This window comes from Polyangium mundeleinium, from assembly GCF_028369105.1.
GTDB classification, from domain to species: domain Bacteria; phylum Myxococcota_A; class Polyangia; order Polyangiales; family Polyangiaceae; genus Polyangium; species Polyangium mundeleinium.
Genome location: NZ_JAQNDO010000001.1, coordinates 3,667,222 through 3,687,339, shown reverse-complemented (window position 1 = coordinate 3,687,339; position 20,118 = coordinate 3,667,222). Strand labels below are relative to the sequence as shown.

20 protein-coding genes are annotated in these 20,118 nt (G+C 67.7%); 12 read left to right on the top strand and 8 right to left on the bottom strand.

Annotation, left to right across the window (positions count from 1 at the left end):
- Nucleotides 1–103: 103 nt before the first annotated feature.
- On the bottom strand, nucleotides 104–1,357 hold the full coding sequence (locus POL67_RS14775) for an alkaline phosphatase PhoX (RefSeq protein ID WP_271917997.1): 1,254 nt from the start codon (nucleotides 1,355–1,357) through the stop codon (nucleotides 104–106).
- Between the two features lie 307 nt (nucleotides 1,358–1,664).
- Between POL67_RS14775 and POL67_RS14770 the strand changes: the two genes are divergently transcribed.
- From POL67_RS14770 to POL67_RS14725, 10 genes are all read left to right on the top strand, one after another.
- Nucleotides 1,665–2,597 carry a LysR family transcriptional regulator gene (locus POL67_RS14770; protein WP_271917996.1) on the top strand — a complete coding sequence of 311 codons (933 nt, stop codon included), beginning with the start codon at nucleotides 1,665–1,667 and terminating at the stop codon, nucleotides 2,595–2,597.
- Between the two features lie 206 nt (nucleotides 2,598–2,803).
- Nucleotides 2,804–3,868 (top strand): NAD(P)-dependent alcohol dehydrogenase, encoded by a 1,065-nt coding sequence (locus POL67_RS14765; RefSeq protein ID WP_271917995.1) that lies wholly within the window; start codon nucleotides 2,804–2,806, stop codon nucleotides 3,866–3,868.
- A 192-nt stretch (nucleotides 3,869–4,060) separates the two neighbouring features.
- On the top strand, nucleotides 4,061–4,756 hold the full coding sequence (locus POL67_RS14760; protein WP_271917994.1) for a dihydrofolate reductase family protein: 696 nt from the start codon (nucleotides 4,061–4,063) through the stop codon (nucleotides 4,754–4,756).
- An 81-nt stretch (nucleotides 4,757–4,837) separates the two neighbouring features.
- Nucleotides 4,838–5,617: an SDR family oxidoreductase gene (locus POL67_RS14755; protein ID WP_308789531.1), complete on the top strand. Its 780-nt coding sequence runs from the start codon at nucleotides 4,838–4,840 to the stop codon at nucleotides 5,615–5,617.
- A 106-nt stretch (nucleotides 5,618–5,723) separates the two neighbouring features.
- Nucleotides 5,724–6,272: a cyclophilin-like fold protein gene (locus POL67_RS14750; RefSeq protein ID WP_271917992.1), complete on the top strand. Its 549-nt coding sequence runs from the start codon at nucleotides 5,724–5,726 to the stop codon at nucleotides 6,270–6,272.
- 419 nt (nucleotides 6,273–6,691) lie between these two features.
- Entirely contained in the window at nucleotides 6,692–6,922 is a 231-nt protein-coding gene (locus POL67_RS14745) for a hypothetical protein (RefSeq protein WP_271917991.1), read from the top strand.
- Nucleotides 6,919–7,245, top strand: a complete 327-nt coding sequence (locus POL67_RS14740; protein ID WP_271917990.1) for a hypothetical protein — start codon at nucleotides 6,919–6,921, stop codon at nucleotides 7,243–7,245. Before POL67_RS14745 ends, POL67_RS14740 begins: the two co-directional genes overlap by 4 nt.
- Nucleotides 7,242–7,514, top strand: coding sequence for a hypothetical protein (locus POL67_RS14735; protein WP_271917989.1), 273 nt, complete (start codon nucleotides 7,242–7,244; stop codon nucleotides 7,512–7,514). The genes POL67_RS14740 and POL67_RS14735 overlap by 4 nt, the downstream gene beginning before the upstream one ends.
- On the top strand, nucleotides 7,511–8,107 hold the full coding sequence (locus POL67_RS14730) for an RNA polymerase sigma factor (RefSeq protein WP_271917988.1): 597 nt from the start codon (nucleotides 7,511–7,513) through the stop codon (nucleotides 8,105–8,107). Before POL67_RS14735 ends, POL67_RS14730 begins: the two co-directional genes overlap by 4 nt.
- A 177-nt stretch (nucleotides 8,108–8,284) precedes the next feature.
- The gene (locus POL67_RS14725; RefSeq protein WP_271917987.1) at nucleotides 8,285–8,728 is read left to right on the top strand and encodes a hypothetical protein; all 444 of its coding nucleotides are present in this window, start codon (nucleotides 8,285–8,287) and stop codon (nucleotides 8,726–8,728) included.
- A gap of 281 nt (nucleotides 8,729–9,009) precedes the next feature.
- On the opposite strand, the gene POL67_RS14720 is transcribed toward POL67_RS14725, so the two are convergent.
- Nucleotides 9,010–9,762, bottom strand: coding sequence for a hypothetical protein (locus POL67_RS14720; protein WP_271917986.1), 753 nt, complete (start codon nucleotides 9,760–9,762; stop codon nucleotides 9,010–9,012).
- Nucleotides 9,763–9,874: 112 nt separating this feature from the next.
- Here POL67_RS14720 and POL67_RS14715 point away from each other — a divergent pair, with 112 nt between their 5' ends.
- Nucleotides 9,875–10,180: a helix-turn-helix domain-containing protein gene (locus tag POL67_RS14715; protein ID WP_308789530.1), complete on the top strand. Its 306-nt coding sequence runs from the start codon at nucleotides 9,875–9,877 to the stop codon at nucleotides 10,178–10,180.
- On the opposite strand, the gene POL67_RS14710 is transcribed toward POL67_RS14715, so the two are convergent.
- The 6 genes from POL67_RS14710 to POL67_RS14685 all read right to left on the bottom strand — a co-directional run bounded on the left by POL67_RS14710 (nucleotide 10,153) and on the right by POL67_RS14685 (nucleotide 15,919).
- Nucleotides 10,153–11,286, bottom strand: a complete 1,134-nt coding sequence (locus POL67_RS14710) for an IS1 family transposase (protein ID WP_271917985.1) — start codon at nucleotides 11,284–11,286, stop codon at nucleotides 10,153–10,155. The two genes, POL67_RS14715 and POL67_RS14710, sit on opposite strands and share 28 nt — an antisense overlap.
- A gap of 251 nt (nucleotides 11,287–11,537) precedes the next feature.
- Nucleotides 11,538–11,930, bottom strand: a complete 393-nt coding sequence (locus tag POL67_RS14705) for a hypothetical protein (protein ID WP_271917984.1) — start codon at nucleotides 11,928–11,930, stop codon at nucleotides 11,538–11,540.
- 37 nt (nucleotides 11,931–11,967) lie between these two features.
- Nucleotides 11,968–12,201 (bottom strand): hypothetical protein, encoded by a 234-nt coding sequence (locus POL67_RS14700; protein ID WP_271917983.1) that lies wholly within the window; start codon nucleotides 12,199–12,201, stop codon nucleotides 11,968–11,970.
- A 43-nt stretch (nucleotides 12,202–12,244) separates the two neighbouring features.
- On the bottom strand, nucleotides 12,245–12,637 hold the full coding sequence (locus POL67_RS14695) for a hypothetical protein (protein WP_271917982.1): 393 nt from the start codon (nucleotides 12,635–12,637) through the stop codon (nucleotides 12,245–12,247).
- Nucleotides 12,638–12,784: 147 nt separating this feature from the next.
- On the bottom strand, nucleotides 12,785–15,136 hold the full coding sequence (locus POL67_RS14690; protein ID WP_271917981.1) for a M4 family metallopeptidase: 2,352 nt from the start codon (nucleotides 15,134–15,136) through the stop codon (nucleotides 12,785–12,787).
- Between the two features lie 423 nt (nucleotides 15,137–15,559).
- The gene (locus POL67_RS14685) at nucleotides 15,560–15,919 is read right to left on the bottom strand and encodes a hypothetical protein (protein WP_271917980.1); all 360 of its coding nucleotides are present in this window, start codon (nucleotides 15,917–15,919) and stop codon (nucleotides 15,560–15,562) included.
- Nucleotides 15,920–17,122: 1,203 nt separating this feature from the next.
- Here POL67_RS14685 and POL67_RS14680 point away from each other — a divergent pair.
- Nucleotides 17,123–20,086, top strand: coding sequence for a serine/threonine protein kinase (locus tag POL67_RS14680; protein ID WP_271917979.1), 2,964 nt, complete (start codon nucleotides 17,123–17,125; stop codon nucleotides 20,084–20,086).
- Nucleotides 20,087–20,118 lie beyond the last annotated feature (32 nt).

Below are 20,118 nucleotides of genomic sequence, written 5' to 3'. Positions count from 1 at the left end.
GACCTCCGCCGGTCGGAGCACGACCCCTGCCCCGTCTCCCGCCCCACCTCCCGCGTCCGCGTCCGACGTCCGCCCCCCCGGGCCCTCGCAGACGCTCTTGCCGTCATGCAGGCGCGTGGAACGGCCCCGTGATCTCGTACGTCACGCCGCCGCTCCCATCGCCGCGCTGCGAGCTGAAGTAGAGGCGCGTCCCCGAAGGATCAAAGGCCGGCCCCGTGATCTCGCTCTTGTCGTGACCCATCACCTGCACGAGGGGCAGAAGCTCGCCGCTCGGCAGGATCGCCACGATCTGCATGTCCCCCGAATCCTCGGCCACGAGGACGTCGCCGCAACACGAGACGGTGATGTTGTCGACGCCCGTCAGAATGGGGTTCTCCGCTTCCTTCGCGTCATAGATCACGGCGAGCGTCTCGGTCATCGTGTCATAGGCGTACACGCGTCCCTCGCCCTTGGCCGAGAAGTACACGATTCCCTGGTGGAACCAGATTCCCTCTCCGCCGTCGAAGAGCGTCGCGCTCGCGACCTGCTTTCGCGTGGGGGTCAGGCCTTCGAAGAGCGGATCCGGCACGTCGAGCCACTTCACGCTCCCGTCCATCCCGACCTCGGCCACCTGGAGCTTGCCGCTCGAGAGGTCCGAAAAGCCGAATCGATTGAGCTTGTCCGGTACGAATCGATAAAAACACCCGTCGCCCTCGTCCTCGGTCAGGTAGACGTGGTGCTTGACCCGATCGATCGCGGCCGCCTCGTGCTTGAAGATGCCGAGGGCCGGGCGGACGATCGCCTCGTGTTCGCCGCGGGGATCACACTCGAAGACGCGCCCTCGCGAGGCCTCCTCGCACGAGAGCCACGTGCCCCAGGGCGTCGGCCCTCCGGCGCAGTTGATGTTCGTCATGCTCAGGATCGGATAAGCGTCCACGAGCTTTCCCGCAGCGTCGAAGCGGAGCGCGCCCACGCCGCCGGCAATGGGGACCTCCGAGTTCGAGACATACACGTGACCGCCGTCTTCGAGGAGGAACGTCGCCCCGCCGTCCGGCGCGATGTGCCAGATGTAATCGGAGCTCTCGAGGGGTTTCTTGTTGGTTTGCGCGACGATCCGCGCGGAGAAGCCCGGCGGCAGCTTGACCCCATTCGCGTCCGGATCGCCGAGCGTCCCGATCTCCGCGATGCGCGACACGAGCTTGGGCCCGTCGAGGGGGGGACCGCCAAACGGCGGCTCGCCGACGGTCGCGGGCGGAGGGGGCGCGCCGCCCTCCGAGGAGCAGCTCGCGAGCAGGGAGGGGCTCATCATCGCAGCGAGGCCCGCGAGGCCTCCACGCAGGACGACGCGTCGAGAAAAGCGAGGGGGGATTTTGTTCATGGGCGGAGGATACCCCGGTTGGGAAGCGCATCACCATCCCGTGGACGAGTCGTACGGCTCCGGGATCCGCCAGTTCGTCGATGTCCCGCGAGGGCGGTCACGCAGCTCGGACTCAAAGCTTTGCATCTGGCAATCCATCGAGAGCTTCGGAGACGTCGTCCCCGGCGTGAAGCAGGCCCGGGGCGATCGAGTCTGCCCGTGCGAAGAGCCGCTCCAAGCAAAGGCGGCTATTGGGCGCAGCCTGTTACCGACGCGTCTGTTTGAGCGCTCCTTGACAATGTCACATCGGTGAGGCGTGCTTCCTCGCGTGAACACGCTCCCTTTTCCGCAGCTCCAGGCGTTCCTCGCCGTCGCCCGCGCGAAGAGCTTCAGCGGCGGCGCTCGCGAGCTCGGTATCTCGCGCTCGGCCGTGAGCCAGAGCATTCGCCAGATCGAGGAGGAGCTCGGCGTGGTTCTCGTCGCCCGGACGACGCGGAGCGTGTCCCTCACCGACGCCGGCCGGCGGCTGCTCGAGCTCGTGGGTCCGGCGTTCGCGCAGGCCCGCGCGGCGCTCGACGAGGTCTCCGCGAAGCCTGGAGAGGTGGTGGGTCGCGTGCGGCTGACCGTGCCAAGGGCGGCCTTCTCTTTCGTGATCGAGCCCGTGCTGCCGACGTTTCGAGAGCGCCACCCCCGCATCCAGCTCGAGTTCGTGTTCGAAGATCGACGCGTCGACATCGTCGGCGAGGGCTACGACGCGGGGATCCGGCTGAGCGAGTTCGTCGAGCGCGACATGGTGAGCGTTCGGCTCACCGACGCCTTTCGCTTCGTCGTCGTCGGCGCTCCGAGCTACCTCGAAAAGCGCGGTACTCCGCAGCGCCCCGAGGATCTCCTCCAGCACGAGTGCCTCACGTTCCGGTCCGACACCACGGGCTCGCTCTACGCATGGGAGTTCGAGCGCGGTCGAAAGACCTGGCGCGTCCCGGTTCGAGGCTCGGTGGTCACGAACGACGGTCTGTTCTGCATCAAGTGGGCTGAGCAGGGGCTCGGGCTCTCGTACATGTTCGAACCGCTGGTCGCCGATCAGCTCCGCTCGGGGCGACTACGGCGCGTGCTCGAACCCTACGCCGCATCCGTTCCCGGCTTCTTTCTTTACTACCCAAGTCGAGCGCAGCGTTCCGAGCCGCTTCGCCTGTTCATCGAGACGGTCCGCGAGCACGCCGCTCTGCACATGGCGTCCGCGAAGAACCAACCGTCGCGCTGAGGGCGGTTGCCGAGCGCGAGGGCGTTTCTCGAGGCGTACTCGCGCTCGGCGAGCCCCGGCCACTGTCAAGCGCAGCTTCACGGCTCATCCACCCACCGACCTCTGTTCCGTCGATGGCGCCGAGCGCATGTTGGGGTTGCTGAAAGCCAAGGGGTCGCGGAGCGGCGGCCTTGCGGCGAAGACCTCACGGCCCCTCGGAGCACGACATGACCGTCAAAGCATTCGGCGCCTACGCCGCCAACAAGCCGCTGGAGGCGCTCGAAATCACCCGCCGAGCGCCGGGCGACCACGACGTGCAGATCGAAATCGCGTACTGCGGCATCTGCCACTCGGACCTGCACACCGTCCGGAGCGAGTGGGCAGGTACGCTCTACCCCTGCGTGCCAGGCCACGAGATCGTGGGGCGCGTGTCCGCCGTCGGCGCGCACGTGACCGGCTTCAAGATCGGCGATCGGGTGGGCGTCGGCTGCATCGTCGATAGCTGCGGCCAGTGCTCGGCCTGTGCGGCCGACTTGGAGCAGTATTGCGAGGCGGGCATGACCGGCACGTACAACTTCGCGACGCCCGATGCGCCCGGACACACGCTCGGCGGCTACGCCCAGCGGATCGTCGTCAAGGACAAGTACGTCCTCCAGATCCGTCACCACGAGGAGCAACTCGCGGCCGTCGCTCCGCTGCTCTGCGCCGGCATCACCACCTACTCTCCGCTCAGGCACTGGAACGCGGGGCCCGGCAAGAAGGTGGGGGTCGTCGGCATCGGCGGGCTCGGCCACATGGGCATCAAGCTGGCGCACGCGATGGGCGCACACACCGTCGCGTTCACGACGTCGGAGTCCAAGCGGAGAGCCGCCGTGGCGCTCGGCGCCGACGAGGTCGTCGTGTCGCGCAACACGAGCGAGATGGACGCGCACGTGGAGAGCTTCGACCTGATCCTGAACACGGTCGCGACGAGCCACGACCTCGACGCCTTCACGCGCCTGCTCAAGCGGAACAGCGCCTTGGTGCTCGTGGGCGTTCCGGAGCATGCCCACCCGTCGCCCAGCGTCTTCCACCTCGTCTCCAAGCGCAGGACGATCGCTGGCTCGATGATCGGCGGCATCGCCGAGACACAGGAGATGCTCGACTACTGCGCGGAGAAGGGAATCGTCGCGGACATCGAGTTGATTCGCGTTCAGCAAATCGAAGAAGCCTATGCGCGAATGCAGAAGAGCGACGTGAAGTATCGCTTCGTCATCGACAATGCGAGCTTGGGGGCCGCGTCGCAGGTGTAGAGCTGGGGAGACGAGGTCATGGCCGACACGCCAACGACGACGAAGACCATGAAGACCATCAAGCTGTCCCCCGCGACCCACCGACGTTGCTTGCTACGACATGGGCGCCGCGGCGCGCAACGGCCTGCGGCATTCCATTCGACCGGCTGACCACCTTCTTCCGCAGCAACCTGCGGTGAGCGAGCCATCCTCATGAAACCCCACGTCATCGTTCACATGTCGACGAGCATCGATGGTCGAACGCTGCCCCCTCGATGGCGCCCGGAACGTCCGAATCCGACGCCGTTCTACGACCGCCTCCACGAAGAGCTCGGCGGCGACGCGTGGCTCGTCGGACGCATCACGGGACAGGAGTTCGCCAAAAAAGACGCCTACGCGACACACACCAACGAGACGTTCCCGCGTGCGCCGTGGTTCGCGCGGCGTGATGCGAAGGCGTACGGCGTCGTGCTCGACGGGCACGGCAAGATCGCATGGGGCCGCTCGGACATCGGCGGCGACCCTATCGTCGTCGTTCTCACCGAGCAGGTCTCCGATGCACATCTCGCGGGGCTGCGCGCCGACGGCGTGTCCTATTTCTTCGCCGGCAAGGCCGAGCTCGACATTCGTCTCGCGCTCGAGACGCTGAACCACGAGCTCGGCGTGAAGCGCCTCCTGCTCGAAGGCGGTGGCATCACCAACGGCATCCTGCTGCGCGCCGGCCTCGTGGACGAGGTGAGCCTCCTCGTCTGCCCATGCATCGACGGCGCGCCCGGCGCGCCGAGCCTCTTCGACGCGGCACGCGAGGAGGAGGGGCAGCGTGCGCGCGTGCAGAGCATCGAGCTGATGAGCAGCGAGGCGCTGGAGGGGGGCGTCGTCTGGCTGCGGTACCAGATCCGAAACCGATGACGTTGGACGATGCACGATCGGCAAGGAAAGCGAACACATCACGCAATCACCTGAGAGAGCCGCCGAAGGAGACATGCAGTCATGGTTCCGATGAACGAGAAGAGAAGCTTCGCGGGAAAGGTCGCGTTCGTGACCGGGGGCGCGAGCGGCATTGGCCGCGCGGCGGCGCTGGCGTTCGCCGCCGAGGGTGCGAGCGTCGTGGTCGCCGACGTGTCGGAAGAGGGCAACCAGGAAACAGCCCGCATGATCGAGGAACGAGGCGGACGGGCGTTCGCCGTCCGCTGCGACGTCACGCGAGCCGAGGACGTCGAGGCGGCGCTCGACAAAACCGTCGAAGCGTTCGGACGATTGGATTTCGCGTTCAACAATGCCGGCGTCGAGCCGAAAGGTCTGGTCCCGACCGCGGAGATGCAACCGGAGGAGTGGGACCGGATCATGAACATCGACCTTCGTGGTGTCTTCCTGTGCATGAAATACGAGATCCCGCGAATGCTCGAGCACGGTGGCGGCGCGATCGTGAACACTTCGTCCGGTGCCGGGATCATCGGCATCAAAGGCAGCCCCGCATACACCGCCGCGAAGCACGGCGTGATCGGCCTCACCCGAGCGGCGGCCCTCGACTACGCCGCGCAGAACGTTCGCATCAACGCCGTCTGCCCCGGATACATCGACACGCCGATGATGGCTCGCTACACCGGCGTCACCGCCGAGGGTCGCTCGAAGGTGATCGCCGAGGAACCTATCGGAAGGATGGGCCGGCCCGAAGAGATCGCCGCGACGGTCGTTTGGATGTGCTCGGACGCGGCGGCCTTCATGATCGGGCACGCGCTGGTCGTCGACGGCGGCCAGACGATCACCTAGGCCGATCTCGGCGAGATCGATGGCTCCACCGCGGAAATCACGGTGCAAGGGGCTCGCTATCCCGAACAACGGGAGCGAATGACGGGACTCTGAGGGAGGAACGCACATGAATTCTGACAAACCTGCCACCGCCGCACATCATGAAGGCAAATGTCATCCGAGCCCTCACGACAGCGCTGGCCTGTGTGCCGTGGTCGTTGCGTTCCTCCTTCAAGCCTCATGCGGCGTTGACGCCAGCACGACCCATGGAGTCCCTTCGCCGCAACCTGCCGAGACATCAACGGAGCAACCCCGCGCCATGAAACTTCGAATCAAGATCAACGACAGGCTCGTCTCCGCGACCTTGAATAACAGCAGGACCGCCAGCGACTTCGCTTCACTGTTACCGCTGACGCTCGAGATGAACGACCTCTTTCAGCGAGAGAAGTACGCCCACCTGCCCAGGGCGCTCTCGGAGGATGCGCCGCGGACGCGGTCGTATGAGGTCGGCGACATTGCTTATTGGTCGCCCGCTCACGATGTCGCCCTTTTCTACCGCAAGGATGGCCAGTCGATTCCGACGCCCGGCCTCATCACGCTCGGAAAGCTCGACGCTGGAGCCGATGCCTTTGACGTGTCGGGATCCGTGAGCGTGACCATCGAGCGCGCCGAGTAGGCGCATACCGCAAAGGATACACTGGCCGCTTCCCCCCATCGGACAGGCCGCCACCCCCGTCCGCTGCGGAATCCTTTGGCTGCATACGACACTGCCACTCGCGCCAAGGACAACGACGCTCGCGCCAAGGACAACGACGCTCGCGCCAAGGGGTGCCGATCAACTTAGGCCGCGACTGATCAAGATTGGCGATCGGCCGTAGAAATCAGCGATTTCGGCGCGTAGGTTCGGCGGGCCTGAACAAGGCGCCGCCCCGAGGGACTTAGGCATCCCCCGGGGCGACTTGGCCGCAACCCCGTAGTCCGGAGTCGCAACCCATGCTTCGTTTAGTCCACCCCGCCCCGCGGGGCCAAGGGACTCGTCCGCCTTCTGGTCGGAAGAGCCCCGCCCTCTACCCCTCCCCCGAAGAGCGCGCCCACATGCGGGCCGCCGAGCGCAACATCGCCCGGGCCTACGGCGGTCGCGCCGTGCTCGCGTCCGTGATGGGCGTCGCCGTCGGCGCCCTCCACAACATGCGCCGCGGGACGTCCTACGCCGTCGCCGTGCTGCTCGCGCGGGCGGGCGGCATTCCCGTCGAGCAGGTCCTCTCCGGTCGTCCCCACGTCGCGGGCGCGTGCGCCCTCTGCGGGCGGAAGGGAGGCGCGTCGTGATGGCCGCGTCCCGCTTCCGCGATCGGCCCCTCCGCGGGGCCGACCTCATCGAGATCCAGCGCTCGAACCTCCGCGCCCTCCTGCGTCATCTGCATCGGGAGCACGGCACGTGGACGAAGGTCGCTCACCTCGTGAGCTTCCGCCGCTCGTTCGTGCTCGCGTTCTGCGACGGGTCGGAGCCCGGAAACATCGCCCTCGCGCGGAGCATCGCGCGCGCCGTCGGTCTCTCCGTCGACGATGCCCTCGCGGGCAAGGCGCCGCCCCGCAAGGCCCCGGCGCTCTCCCTCGTGACGCCCCCCAAGCGGAAGGGAGGCGCCTCGTGACCGAGCACGACCAGGACCACGAGCCGCCGAGCATTCCCGGCGCGCTCACGGCCGACCAGCAAGCCCGCGTGCGCAAGGCGCTCGCCTCTTATGCGTGCTCCTTCACGACGAGCGAGGTGGCGGTGTCCCTGGGGTACGCCCGCCTCTACGTCCTCGGCTTCCTCCGCGCCGAGATCGCGTGCTCCGTCCACTTCGCCGGGCGCGTCGCCGATGTCGTGGGCGTGGATCTCGCCGCCCTCCTCGGGCTCGTCCCCGGAGGTGAGCCGTGAGCCGGTACCATCGACCCGCGGGCGGCGGCGCGCCGGTCGTCGTGGCGGACGCGGATGAGGTGGTTCGGCTTCGCCCGACGCTGACCCGTTACCTGCGAAAGATCGGCGTGGACGAGCTGTACATCCCAGACCTCATACAGGAGACGATCGCCACGACGTGGGAGGCCCTGCACGAGGGACGCGTCCGCGGCGCCGACAACCTGAAACCCGAGCAAGCCCTTCGCGGGTTCGCGCGGCAGACGGCGTGGAATCACGCCGCGAACCTCATGCGGCGCGCCTCGATGCGGTTCGAGATCCCCATGTCCGCGATCCGGTCGCCCCCCGACCTCGTGACGCCGGATCCGATGTCCGAGATCGAGGCGCGGGATCTGCTCGCGTGGGTCATGAAGTCCCGCCCGAAGCTCGCCTACATCGTGCTCCTCGCCGCGCGTGGGATCATCGGCCCGGAGGCGGCGCGGGCCATGGGACATGGCCTCACGGCGCATTACGCCCACGTCCAGAAGCTCCGCGCCGCCCTCCGCACGGTCAGTACGGCTCCCGCTCCGAAGCAGGCTCCACGCCCGGGGTGGAAGCAGCGCAAGGCCAAGCGCTGAACGCGCGAGCGCTGCCTACTCCGGTGGCGCCCGCCTGCTCTCCCGTCCAGGACCGACCCGCCCAAGGCACCTTTCACGGCGCATTGCACATCTGAAAGCCCGTCACGCGTGCACGCTCGCCCCCGGCGCATACGCTCCGGATTGCTGCATACCGCACACGTTATGTAGTTGTGCGCAATGACGGACGGGACGGGCCTTCAAGCGGACATCATGTCGCTGGTCGATGATGTCGTAAAAAACACGCATCGCGACGTGTTGCCAATTCTAATTGAATACGACTACACCGTATCATTTAGATGGGAAGCGTCAGAGTACGCACGCTTTACTGGCATCCCAGACGTGCACTCGTACGTTATCGTGATGCAGTGGCGTCACCCTGCGAAGAAAGAGATCGGCGAAATCGGTTTCATGGTTGCCGGCGGTAGCCCGGGCAGCCCACGGGTACTTTACGGGTTCACCCGCACCGATGTAACCACCGCAGCCCACTGGATCGTCCTACGATCCGTCATTGATGGGTCGCGTCCGTTTGATGCGGAGACAGTGCGCGACACGATAAACAAGGCCTTATCGTTCATGGGCGCCGGCCAACGGCCACCTACCACCCCCCAAGGTAATCGATAACTGCCAGGTGGACACTGTTGCGCTTATATTCGCATATCAGCACCTCGTCCACCGTCGCTTGTAGCCTTTGGCTGCGCGTGCCCGGGAGCCAACGCAAAACATATCTGCCGACTAGGATAGTGGACAGATTCCTCTCGATAAGAGGAGCACCGGACGCAAACGGGCTATTGATATCGTATGTGGGGACGTGCGCCATGCCGATATCGCGCATGCACGAATTGGGCCATCTACCTGTCTGGGAACAGCGATAATTGCCGTGTGTTCGTGCGCGTGCTGCGCAGTTACTTCGGCGCCGCCCGGTTCGCCGGTAGGTCGAACATCCCGACCATCTGAATCCCCTCCGCCGTCCCGTGCTCGTTCGAGAACGTGAGGTTTCCGGTCACCACGCCGCAGAAGCGCGTCCTGCCATCCTCGACGAGCGCCCCCGTGTCCCGCAGCGCGAAGAAGTGGATCAAGGTCTCGCCGTCCGTCAGGAGCGAGCCGGATGCCACGGCGCCCCACTGAAGGCGCTCGACCTTGATCCGAATGATCTGCCCCGGCGCGCACAAGCGTTTCCCCCGCTCCCCGTCGGAGTCTTTGCGCACCATGCCGACGCTCGTCTCGTCGCGTGCCGGGGCGACGTCCGCCCACGTGGGTGGATGAGCAAGCGCCCAAAGGGCGAGCAGCGTTGCGCCTTCGCTTGGCGTGTTCATTCGATCGGCCATCAGCGGACGCGTTCGCTGCACGGCTCGAATGAAGGTAGGTTCGGCCATGAGCGCCCGCATCATGTCCCCTTCGGGGTCGATGTCGGGCAGCTTGCGCGGCTCCGTGTACCACGACGTCCCTGGCTTCGGCGGTGTTGTCACCGCGATCGGCGTCCCTTTTGGCTTCTCCTCGCGAAGGAGGCGCACGACGACAACAACCGCGACGCCGGCGAGGCTCGTCACGATGGCGGCGGCGAGCCAGGTAGGAACCTTCGGTTCGGGCGCGGTCACCCGCACGATCGGCGGTTGCCCCTGCACGGGTTGCTGCCCCGGTTGATGCTGCGCGTTCACGGCTGACCCTCCTCGCGAAGCGATCACGGTAGAGCCGAGGGTTCGTCGAGGTCAACGAAACACGGTCTATCGACCGTTATTCCGCCGAGGACGAAGGCGTAGACCCGCGAGGGTGACGGACCGTTCCGCCCGCGTCGTCGAGGTTCTCGGCTACATCGGGGCGAACGTGCGCCGTTTGCGACTCTCGCGCGGACTCACCCAAGAGCAACTCGCCGAAGCCGCAGAGCTTGACCTGCGCTTCCTACAGCGAGTCGAGCGCGGCCAGACGAACGTCGGCGTTGCTGTGGTTGTGGCGCTCGCGGACGCGCTCGCCGTGGCCCCCGGGGTGCTCTTCCGGAAAGCGAGGCTGCCCGAGGCCAAGCCCGGGCGACCGCGGAAGACGACGCGCTCTCAGGGTGGATCGAATAAGCCGAGTTGACGTGGCCGCGGCCGCCACGCGAAGAGGTCAAGCTGCGTCCCCGGGGGCGGTAGCGGCTCGCGCGGAGCCTCCCCCGTCCCAACCCTTGCCGGGGGCGCGGGTGGCGGCGGCGTAGGAGCCCGCGGGGCGTCGCTCGGCTTGCCCTTCCCGCCGGGCAGGGCGCGGAGCCACCCCTTGCCGTTCGGCAGCTCCCGCGCCGCGCTGGGCTTCTCGCCCGGGGCGGACGCTGGCGGCGCGAGTTTCTTCGGCTCCGGGGGTGCGCACGGCTCCGCAGCGAGGGCACGCTCGACAAGCTCCTGCACGGACCACACGTGATCCGTGATGCCCGCCTCCATGGCCGGCGTCACCCGAAGGGACTCGTGCACGCGGCAGAAGTTGTACCAGGCGACGTGGAGCGAGACGGCCGCGCGGTGATTCTCGATCTTCTTCGAGAAGCCGTTGCAGAGCCGCGTGAAGCGGCGGACGTGCATTCGGACTGTGAGGTTCGCGCGCTCCACGTGAGACGTGCTCGCGCGGTCGAGGTTCGGCGCGCCGTGCGCGGTCTTCTTCGTGATGAACGGGTCCCGGGGCGGCTCGTAGCGGTGGTCCGCCGGTCCCTCGCGCCGCCCCTTCTTCGAGTAGTCCTTCTGGATCACGGCGTGGTCGACCGCGCCGCCGAAGCTCTGCCCCACGGCGACGGGGTAGCTCTGCCAGCCGTCCGTGGAGATCTCGGGGATCGTCACGAGCCGGGCCCGGAGATCGGCGACGAACGCCCGCGTGTTCGCCTCGTCGCGCTTCCCCACGCGGTAGGCGATCATGAGCTTCTTCGTGCGCGACATGGCGAGGTAGGCGTACGCGTCGCCGAACTCCGCCGGATCCTCGGCGGTCACGCGGGCCTGCTTCTTCTGCACGTAGGACCAGATCTCATCCAGTTCGATCTCGCGGATGTCCAGGTCCCTCACGAGCAGGTTGTGCAGGTGGTCGCAGCCGTCGCCCATGCGGAGCAGGGTCGAGAGCACCGTCGGAAGCGAGACGTCCGTGAGCCGCGACGTCGAGCGCACGCTCGCGCCCTCTACGAGGTGGCGCACCACGTCGACGCGCTTCTCGATGGGCAGGACGTTCGCCACGACGCGGCACCCCGACGAGCACCGCCACGGGCGCCGCGTCGCGCCCCATGCGCGTCGTCGACTCGACCGTTTCAGCGGCTCACTCGATGGGATGAATCTATCACGAATCGTCGGGTTTTCGTGGTTATTCAGCAATGGCATCGGACACGTAATGTCCGAGGTAGGACCGTTTGCCCGCGGAGATCGGGGCGCCGATCCAGAGGTCAACCGTGCCAACGCGAGGGCGGACAAGCTCGGTCCGCGCCACGCGTTCAGGCGTCGCCGATCGGCTTGCCGATCGAATCGAACAGTTGGGCTGGGTTGTTCAGGCGCCCGATGAACTGGGTGTAGAAGTCCAGCGTCTTCGCCACGAACTGACGCAGATCGACGCGCTGCGCCTCGGGCCATCCGCGTTCGGCCATTGCGCGCTCAAGGCTTGGCGCCAGCTCGGCCGTGATGGCCCTCAATTCCGTCACGATCGCCTCGAACGGCTCTTTGGCAGCCGCGATCCGTTGCGCGTCGCCAGAGCCGATGGCTTCGTTCAGCGGCTTGGAGTCATGCAACAGGGCCACCAGCCGCATCATTGGCGTCGAGATGTCGTGGTAGGTGGCGCGGTGTTCTTCGTCGTCGATGAGCTCAGACAGCAGACGTTCGATCGGTGTCATGTTGCCCACGAGCGTGCAGCGCCGCCCCGCGGTGGGCCTAGTTTTTGACGGGAGAGGACGGGAGATCGGCGACGTGACGCCCGACCGCCTCCAGCGCCGCGCACGTCTCCTGGAACGCGACGAGTGCTTCGTGTAGGGCCGCCGCGGTCCACGGCTCGCCGCTCAACAGCCGCTCCGCGGCTTTCTCGCTCCGGGCGAGCGCGGTCGAGGCTTCGCGGCTTGCAGCACGGACATCCGAGTAGTCCGTGACCGTGAGACGGTCATCGCTCATGGTCGCCTCCGTTCGGCCGGACGAACTGGCTGATCAAGTTTGATCAGGACCCGCCAAGGACAACGACGCTCGCGCCAAGGACAACGACGCTCGCGCCAAGGACAACGACGCTCGCGCCAAGGACAACGACGCTCGCGCCAAGGACAACGACGCTCGCGCCAAGGACAACGACGCTCGCGCCAAGGACAACGACGCTCGCGCCAAGGACAACGACGCTCGCGTCAAGGACAACGACGCTCGCGTCAAGGACAACGACGCTCGCGCCAAGGACAACGACGCTCGCCGCAAGGGCGGGGCGGCGTTCCGCGACGGCGGGGCGCTGTTCCACAACGGCGGGGCGCTGTTCCGCGACGGCGGGGCGCTGTTCCGCGACGGCGGGGCGCTGTTCCGCAAGGGCGGGGCGCTGTTCCGCGACGGCGGGTCGAGCGAGCAGCACGACGGAGGAAGTGGTGTCGGGGTGACGTCGTACACGCGCGTCCCCGCCTCGCTCGCAAAACCGCCGTGACCGACTGCCGGGCCTGCGGAGGGATCCATGCCTTCCAGGCAGGCCCAGCATCACCCCCCGAACCGCCTCGCCACCTGTTCAGTTGGGAGCGCCCGGGGTGAGGCTCGAACAGGTGCCCCAGTCGACCGAGGCGTTGTCCGTATCGGCGCCGTTCGGCAAGCGGCAAAGCGAGCGGGTCACGGTGTTGCTATCCGCGGTGGCGAACGCCGTCCCCTCCACCAGGCTCACGGTGCCCACGCCCGGAAGGATCGCTGCGGTAACGTTGCCCTCGTAGGAGAGCTTGTCGACGACGCTCGAGCCGCACACCAGTGCCACGCCCTCCGTATCGTTCTGAATGACGTTCGCCGACGTCGCGAAATTGATCTTCTTCGCGCTGGCGGGCACCGTCACCGCGCTCGACCCGACCACGAGGTATTGCCCGGCGGCGAGGGAGCCGGCCGGGCTCAGATCGAACGTGCTATAGGCGGCGCCGTTCGCGCCGTTGACGAGGACCAGCGAGCACCCGGAGAGGCTGACGGCGCCGCCGGCCGGGTTGTAGATCTCGACGTATTCGGCGCCATCGGTGCCGACGGTGTCATAGTCGATCTCGTTGATCACGAGGTCGGCGGTGGTGGCCGCCGGCGCGGTGAACGAGCCCTTCAGGGTGACGCCCGAATAGGGGGGGAAGCCGAAGAGCGCCACGTAATAGGTCCCCGCCTGGGCGTTGGAAACGGCGCAGGTCAGCGAGGTTCCGCTGCCGGTCGGCACGCAAGCCTGGCCCAACGAAGGCCAGCCGAGCTGGACGTCCATGAGGAGGCCGCCGGTGCCGCCGCTGGTCTTGAAGACCAAATTGGTGGCGCCCGCGGGGACATCGAGCGTGTAATACTTGAAGCCTTCGAGGCCCCCGCTCTGGTTGGTCAGCGGCACATTGTTCTGGAGCAGGGTGGCCGGGGGCGGCGGCGGCGGGACGACGCCGACGGCATCCCAGGCCTTGGTGACCGCGTCGATCTCCGCCTGGGTGAACCCGAGCTGCGTCGCCGCCTGCACCGTCGCGTTCTTGGCGTCGAGGAAGCTCGAGCTCGAGGTCAGGATGTCGACGTTCGCCTTGTAGAAGACGCGGGCGGCCTTGAGGATGCCGATGCCGGTCACGTTGACGGAAGACTTGCCCTGCGGGTGGGTGCCGCCCTGCGAGAGGAGGTAAAACGCCAGATTGGCGATGCCCGAGCTGAGCTGGACGTCGGCGGAGCCGGCGCTCGCGTTGTAGAAATCGAGGGATTCGCCGTCCTGGGCAGGGTTCGCCATGTAGCGCAGGCCGTCGCCCGGAATCGCCGGCGTCCATACCTCATCGCCCACGATCCACGTCTTTCCGCTCACGACCTGGCCATCGCGGTACCACTCGCAGACCGCGCCGAAGATGTCGCTCATCGCCTCGTTCAGGCCGCCGGACTCGCCCGAGGAGGTGAGGTTCGACTCGCTGCCGGTGACAGCGTGGGTGAACTCGTGGGCCGTCACATCCATGGAGTGAGCCAGGCTCGAGGAGGTCACGCCGTCCCCGTCGCCGAACACCATTTGCGTCCCGTCCCAGTACGCGTTGACGTAGTCGATGCCGTAATGAACGGAGCTGACGAGCGCAGCGCCGGCGTTGTTGTAGGAGTCGCGGCCGAACAGGTTCTTGTAACAGTCGTACGTCTTGCCGAGCCAGTCATAGTGGACGTTGACGGTGGTATCACTGCTCGCTGCCTGCCCCTCGCTCCGCACCAGCGTGCCCGGGAGGACGGGGAACCCCGGGAAGTCGGGTAAATTGCCGGCCGAATACACCTGCCGGTTCTTGGCGGTGTGGATGTGCGGTATCCGGAGCGCGATCGAGCCATCCGCCGCGTCCACGAGCACGGTGTCCCGCAGCGGGGTGCCGTCCTCGAGCCGGCCGCGGACGTCGACTTGATACACGAGCGCGAGCCGCTTTCCGGCAGCGTAATAGGCGAGCGGCGCCTCGCTGCCCACGAAGACGTCCGCCGCCTCGGTACCGTCACGGGCCGCGCCGAGCGCGTCCGAGAGCTCGATGGTGGGCACCTCGTCCGCCGGTAGGTCGCTCCGCGCGCCGCCGTTTGCCGCGATGATCACCCCGTCCCGCACATGAAGCACGAGCTCCGCGCCGAGGACGGGCAAGCCGTTCTTGGTCTGCGAGAAGCGGACGTGTTGGTCCCCCTCCTCGTCGGTTCGGGCACGCCGGAGCGAGAGCTCGCTCGCGTCCGCGCGGAACACCGGGGCGATGTCCGAGAGAACCGCGCCGAAATCGGTCTTTTCAACGGGATCCGCCGTCGCGAGGAGGCCGAGGTTCCCTATGACGAACCGCGGGATCGCGTCGTCGTCGAGCTGCACCACCTCCGCAGCCGGCAGCGCTGCCAGATGCGCTGGGATGTCCGAACTGTGCCTGTCGCGCACATCGTCCACCCCCGCGTCCGTACCTTGGCATGCCGCCGCGGCAAGGATCACCGTAGCCACACCCAAACCCCGAAGGAGCTTCTTGCGAATCAATGCCGTCTCCTTTGTATCCGTCGAGCCGCGCTCGATGGACGCATGATTTCCGTGGCCTCCGCGCAGCAATGCACGGGGCCGGGTCTCGAGCGCTATCCCACGAGCGCATCGAGCTGACGGCGGCAGTATACATTGAGGCGAGGAGCGCCGCCGGTTACGAGCGGTTACATCGCACGTACGCGAAGGCGGCCGCGCTTATGGGCGCGCCAAGGTGTCAGAGGGCCCCGCCTGTGCGGGGCACCACCCGCTCAGCCGCCCGTCGGCTGTTCTTGCGGTGGCGCTGCTTTCGGACTCAGAGGACGGCGTACCCCTTGTTCGTGAGGCGGGCCTCGTCTCCGCTCAGGTGGACGTATCCAAGCTCTTCGAGGCGCGCGAGGGCGGAGCGGACCTCTCCTTCGTCGAGGGCATCGGCGCAGCGCTGCGCGAGCACTTCGACGCGCGCGACGCGACGGTTCGAAAGGCTTCGCGGGGACGGCCGTCGAACGGGGCGTACGCGTAGCCGTCGAGGAGCGCCGCGATCCGCGCCCCGAGGTGCACGTCGAGGTGAACCAGATCGTGCCCCGCGAGGACGAGCTCGCCCTTTTCGCGGGCCTCGTCGCCACGCCCGAGGTCGCGTCGTGGTGGTGAGGTGCGCCGAGGGGGACGCTCCGGCGCGATGCACGACGTCGAAGCACAACTTCCAGCCGTGCATGTCGTCATGCCAGAGGGCCTGGAACGCCTCCGGGTGGAGCTCGCGAACCTTGATCTCTCGAACGAGCTTCGCCAGGGTCCGTGGGGTCCCGGGGTCCGGCATGAAGCGCATCCTCGCCAATACTCCGGCCGGTTGGAATGCGATTCATTCTCCGCCCAGAACCGCCCTGAGCGGCGAGACAGTGCGGCGCGCTTCTCCTACGCGGGCGCTTCACGCGGGCTGCGGCTCTGCAGCACGCGTGTGCTCGCAGTGCAAGAAAATTCGATGACGAGCTCGATTTCCGCGCGAGGCCCCCGTGGGGTGCGTCATGCCAAGCGGGAGACGTCCTGCGTGAGGGGATAGATGCACGCAGATCTGGCAGAGTTCTGACGCAAACGGGCGCGCCCAGAGAACAACCGCGCGAAAAGAAAGCGCGAGGTCGTTCTCCCGGGCTTGCGACGGCCCGGAGAGACCCGTATCCTCGCGTCGCTGGCAGGTATTTTCTACGCGCTTCGCGTACCCCACGCTCCGCCGCCAGCACCACCTACGAGATCGTAGTTAGTAGGGAGCGAACAATGACACAGTCCCTCCTCAAGTTTTTTGCGGACATGGCCCTCGACCACTCCTTGCTGGCGAGGTTTTACCTGAATCCTGAAGAAACCATGCGCATCGCGGGCGTCTCGGATGTCGATCGAGCGGCCGTACACTCGGCGCAGCCGCAAGCGATCTTCGAGCGCCTTCGGGCCGACAGTCCGGATGCCGCCTCAATGCATTCGCCGTGGTCGTGCCCGTACATGCTCGGCTGCCCCACGGTGGAGGCACGCGCCTCCGACGCCGGCCCCCTGTCGACGCGCGCGCCGCTGTCGACGCGCGCGCCCCTGTCGACACGCGCGCCGCTGTCGACACGTGCGCCCCTGTCGAGCCGAGCCTCCGACCCCCCCAACCCCTTGTCCGTGCGCGGCACGTTGTCCACGCGCTCTCCGGACTCCGTACGCGGCCCGCTTTCGTCGCGCTCGCCGGATACCGGGCCCGCATCCGTACGCGCACCCATATCGGTCCGCTCCCCGGACAGCCGACAGTTTTCCTGACCCTCCTTGACCGAGCGGCGAGGGGAGTCATGAAGAGTCGGCGTACGTGCCTCACGTCGCACGTCGCGCGTCTCCCAAGGTTGCCCAGGAACAATCGAGAGCGGATCTTCGCGAATCGTCACGAGTCCGCGATACCATGACGCCATGCGCCTGCGCCCAGGCGATACGGTCGATCGCTACGTCATCGAAGCTCCCCTCGGCGAGGGGGGGATGGGCGAGGTGTATCAGGCGCGCGACACACGGCTCGAGCGCCGCGTAGCCCTCAAGCTCTTGCGCAAGCAGGGCGCCGTGGAGCCGGAGGCCTGGCAGCGCGCCGAAGGTCGCCTGCTCCGCGAAGCGCGCGCCGCAGCCGCGTTGAGCCATCCGAACTCGGTCGCCATCTACGACATCGGCGAGCTGGACGGTGCGCCGTACCTCGCGATGGAGTTCGTCGACGGTGTCTCGCTCCGCCAGCTCATCGCGGCCCGCACGACCTCTTCACGTCGGCTCGGCTGGCTCGTCGACGTCGCTCGGGCCCTCTCGGCGGCTCATCGCGAGGGGATCGTCCACCGTGACATCAAGCCCGAGAACGTGATGCTTCGCGACGACGGCACGATCAAGGTGCTCGACTTCGGTATCGCGCGCAGGATGCGCGTCGGGCTCTCTACGCGCGGGTCCACGCCGGGCGAGGACGATCTCGAGCCACCCTCGAACCGCAAGAGCGACACGCTCACCGGCGAGGGGATGATGGTGGGAACTCCCGCGTACATGGCGCCCGAGCAGCTCCGCGGCGACGCGGTCGACGCGCGCATCGACCAGTTCGGCTGGGGCGTGCTCGCGTACGAGCTGCTCACGGGCAAGGTCCCCTTCGGCCCGGGACTCGATGGGGTGCGGCTCCTGTCCGCGATCCTCGCCGACGACCCGCCGTCGCTCCACGGCATCGTGCCGGCTACGGTCGAGCGGACCCTGCGCCGCACGGTGTCGAAGCGCCCGGCCGATCGCTTCCCGTCGATGGACCACGTCATCGAGTCACTCGTACCTTTCGTGACGGGCGAGTTTCTCGCCATCCCCGACATCGTGCGCATCGCCGACGCGGATGCCGATGAGGACCCGAGCGCGCCCTCAGCGACGCGCTCGGGCGCGGCCGCGGTCGGACACGAGCCGGAGACGCTCGAGGCGCCTCGCCCGCTCGCGGCCCCGACGTCTCGCTCCGCCACGCCGAGGCCCGAGGCGGGCGGAGCGCCGATGAACACGATCCGGTCGCCCTCGCCGGTCACGGGCAAGCGCGCGACGCCCTTCGAGCCGCCCTCGGTGCGGATCGAGACGTCGGCGCCGGCACCGCCCGAGCGCCCGCCGTTCGCGAACACGGTGGAGTCGCCGACGGCAGTGGCGGTCGGGCCCACGCTTCGGGCGTCGGTGCAGGGTCGGTGGCAGCTCGTGGCGGCGGTGGCGCTCGCGCTCACCGGCTTGGTCGTCCTCGCCACGGGCATCGTGTCGCGCGTGCGCCGCAGGTCGGCGGCTGCGCCGGCGGCGGCGGCTGCGCCGGCAGTGGCGGCTGCGCCGTCCACGAAGCCCACCGCGGTCACCGAGCTCGAGTTGCCCTCGAGCTCGAGCCCCGAGGCGCTCGCGGCCTATCGCCAGGGATTGCAGAGCATCCGCGACGCCTCATGGGGGCTCGCGTACAGCGCCTTCGAGAGGGCGGCCAAGCTCGACCCGACGCTCGGGGCGGCTCATCTGCGGCTCGCGGTGATCGATCGGTTTCGTGGCAAGACGACGAGCACGCGCGTGGCGTTCCAGCGCGCGGTGGAGCTGCGCGCGACGATGCCGGCGCGGGACCAGGTGCTGCTCGACGCGTTCGAGCCGCTGATCCAGCGCGATCCGCCCGATCAGGCCGCGACGACCGCCCGGCTCGAAGCGGCCACGCAGCGCTTCCCTGGCGACGCGGAGCTCGTCTTGCTGCTCCACGCGGTGCAGCCGGATGCCTCGCCCGAGCGCACGCTCGAGCTCGTGGATCGCTGCCTCGAGCTGGATCAGCGGTATGCGGACTGCTGGCAAGCGCGCGCGCTGGCGCTCTTCCGCGACGAGCGCATTCCCGAAGCGATCGATGCGCTCGATCGCTGCGTGGAGCTGGCGCCCTTGGCGACGGACTGCGTCATCGAGCGGCTGCGCTTCCAGAGGATCATGGGCAGGTGCAGCCGCCTCGAGCCGGACGCGCGCCGGTGGATCACGAAAGAGCAGGCCTCGCCGCTCGCGTACCAGGAGCTGGCGGTGGCCCTGGAGGCTTCGGGCCAGCCGCTCAGCGCGGTGGGCGCGGCGGTGGATCAGGCGGTCCGGCGGTTTCGCGAGGCGGACATGCCGGAGGCGGCGGCGAAGCTCCGGATCAACTTCGCGATCCTCTCCGGGCATTTCGACGAGGCCGAGCGGCTCGCGAAGGATTTCGAACGGGAGATCATCGGCGAATCGCAGGAGGAGAAGCACACCGTGCCGGCGCTCGCGCTGGTGCGGCTTTATTGGGAGATGGGGCAGGACCGGAAGGCGGGGGAGGTGGCCGAGCAGTTTCTCTCGCAGCGAGCTGCGTGGGTTCGTCCTTTGAAGTGGAGGCCTTGGGACGATGCCCAGGCATTGCTCTTTTCGGCCAAACATCGGGCGGGACTGCTGGACGCGGCGGCGTACGAGGCTGCTCGCGCGGGGTGGGAGCGTGAGTGGCAGGGCAAGGAGGCGGATCCGAGCGTGCTCTGGCTGATGGGAACGGCCGCGACCGCGAGCACCCCGCAGCAGGGCCGCGATGCGCTCGCGGGGAGCGTGCTGAAGCGCCCGCACGTGCATTATCCGCAGGCAGACATCTCAATGGTCACGGCGGTGCTCGGGGAGGTCGCATTCCTCGCGGGTCGGTACGACGAGGCGCTGCCCCGCCTCGAGTCGGCGGCGCGCTCGTGCACGGCGCTCGACGACCCGCTGAGGCACACCCTTGCGACGTACCGTCTCGGCGTCGTGCGCGAGAGGCTCAAGGAGAAGGCAGAGGCGTGCGCGGCGTACAAGGTGGTCCTGCGGCGGTGGGGCCAGGCGGACGAGTCGACGACCGCGAAGGCAGCCGCGGAGCGCGCGGTGGCGCTCGGCTGCCAGGACTAGCCCGGGTGCAGTCGCCGGCGCTCATCGGATGA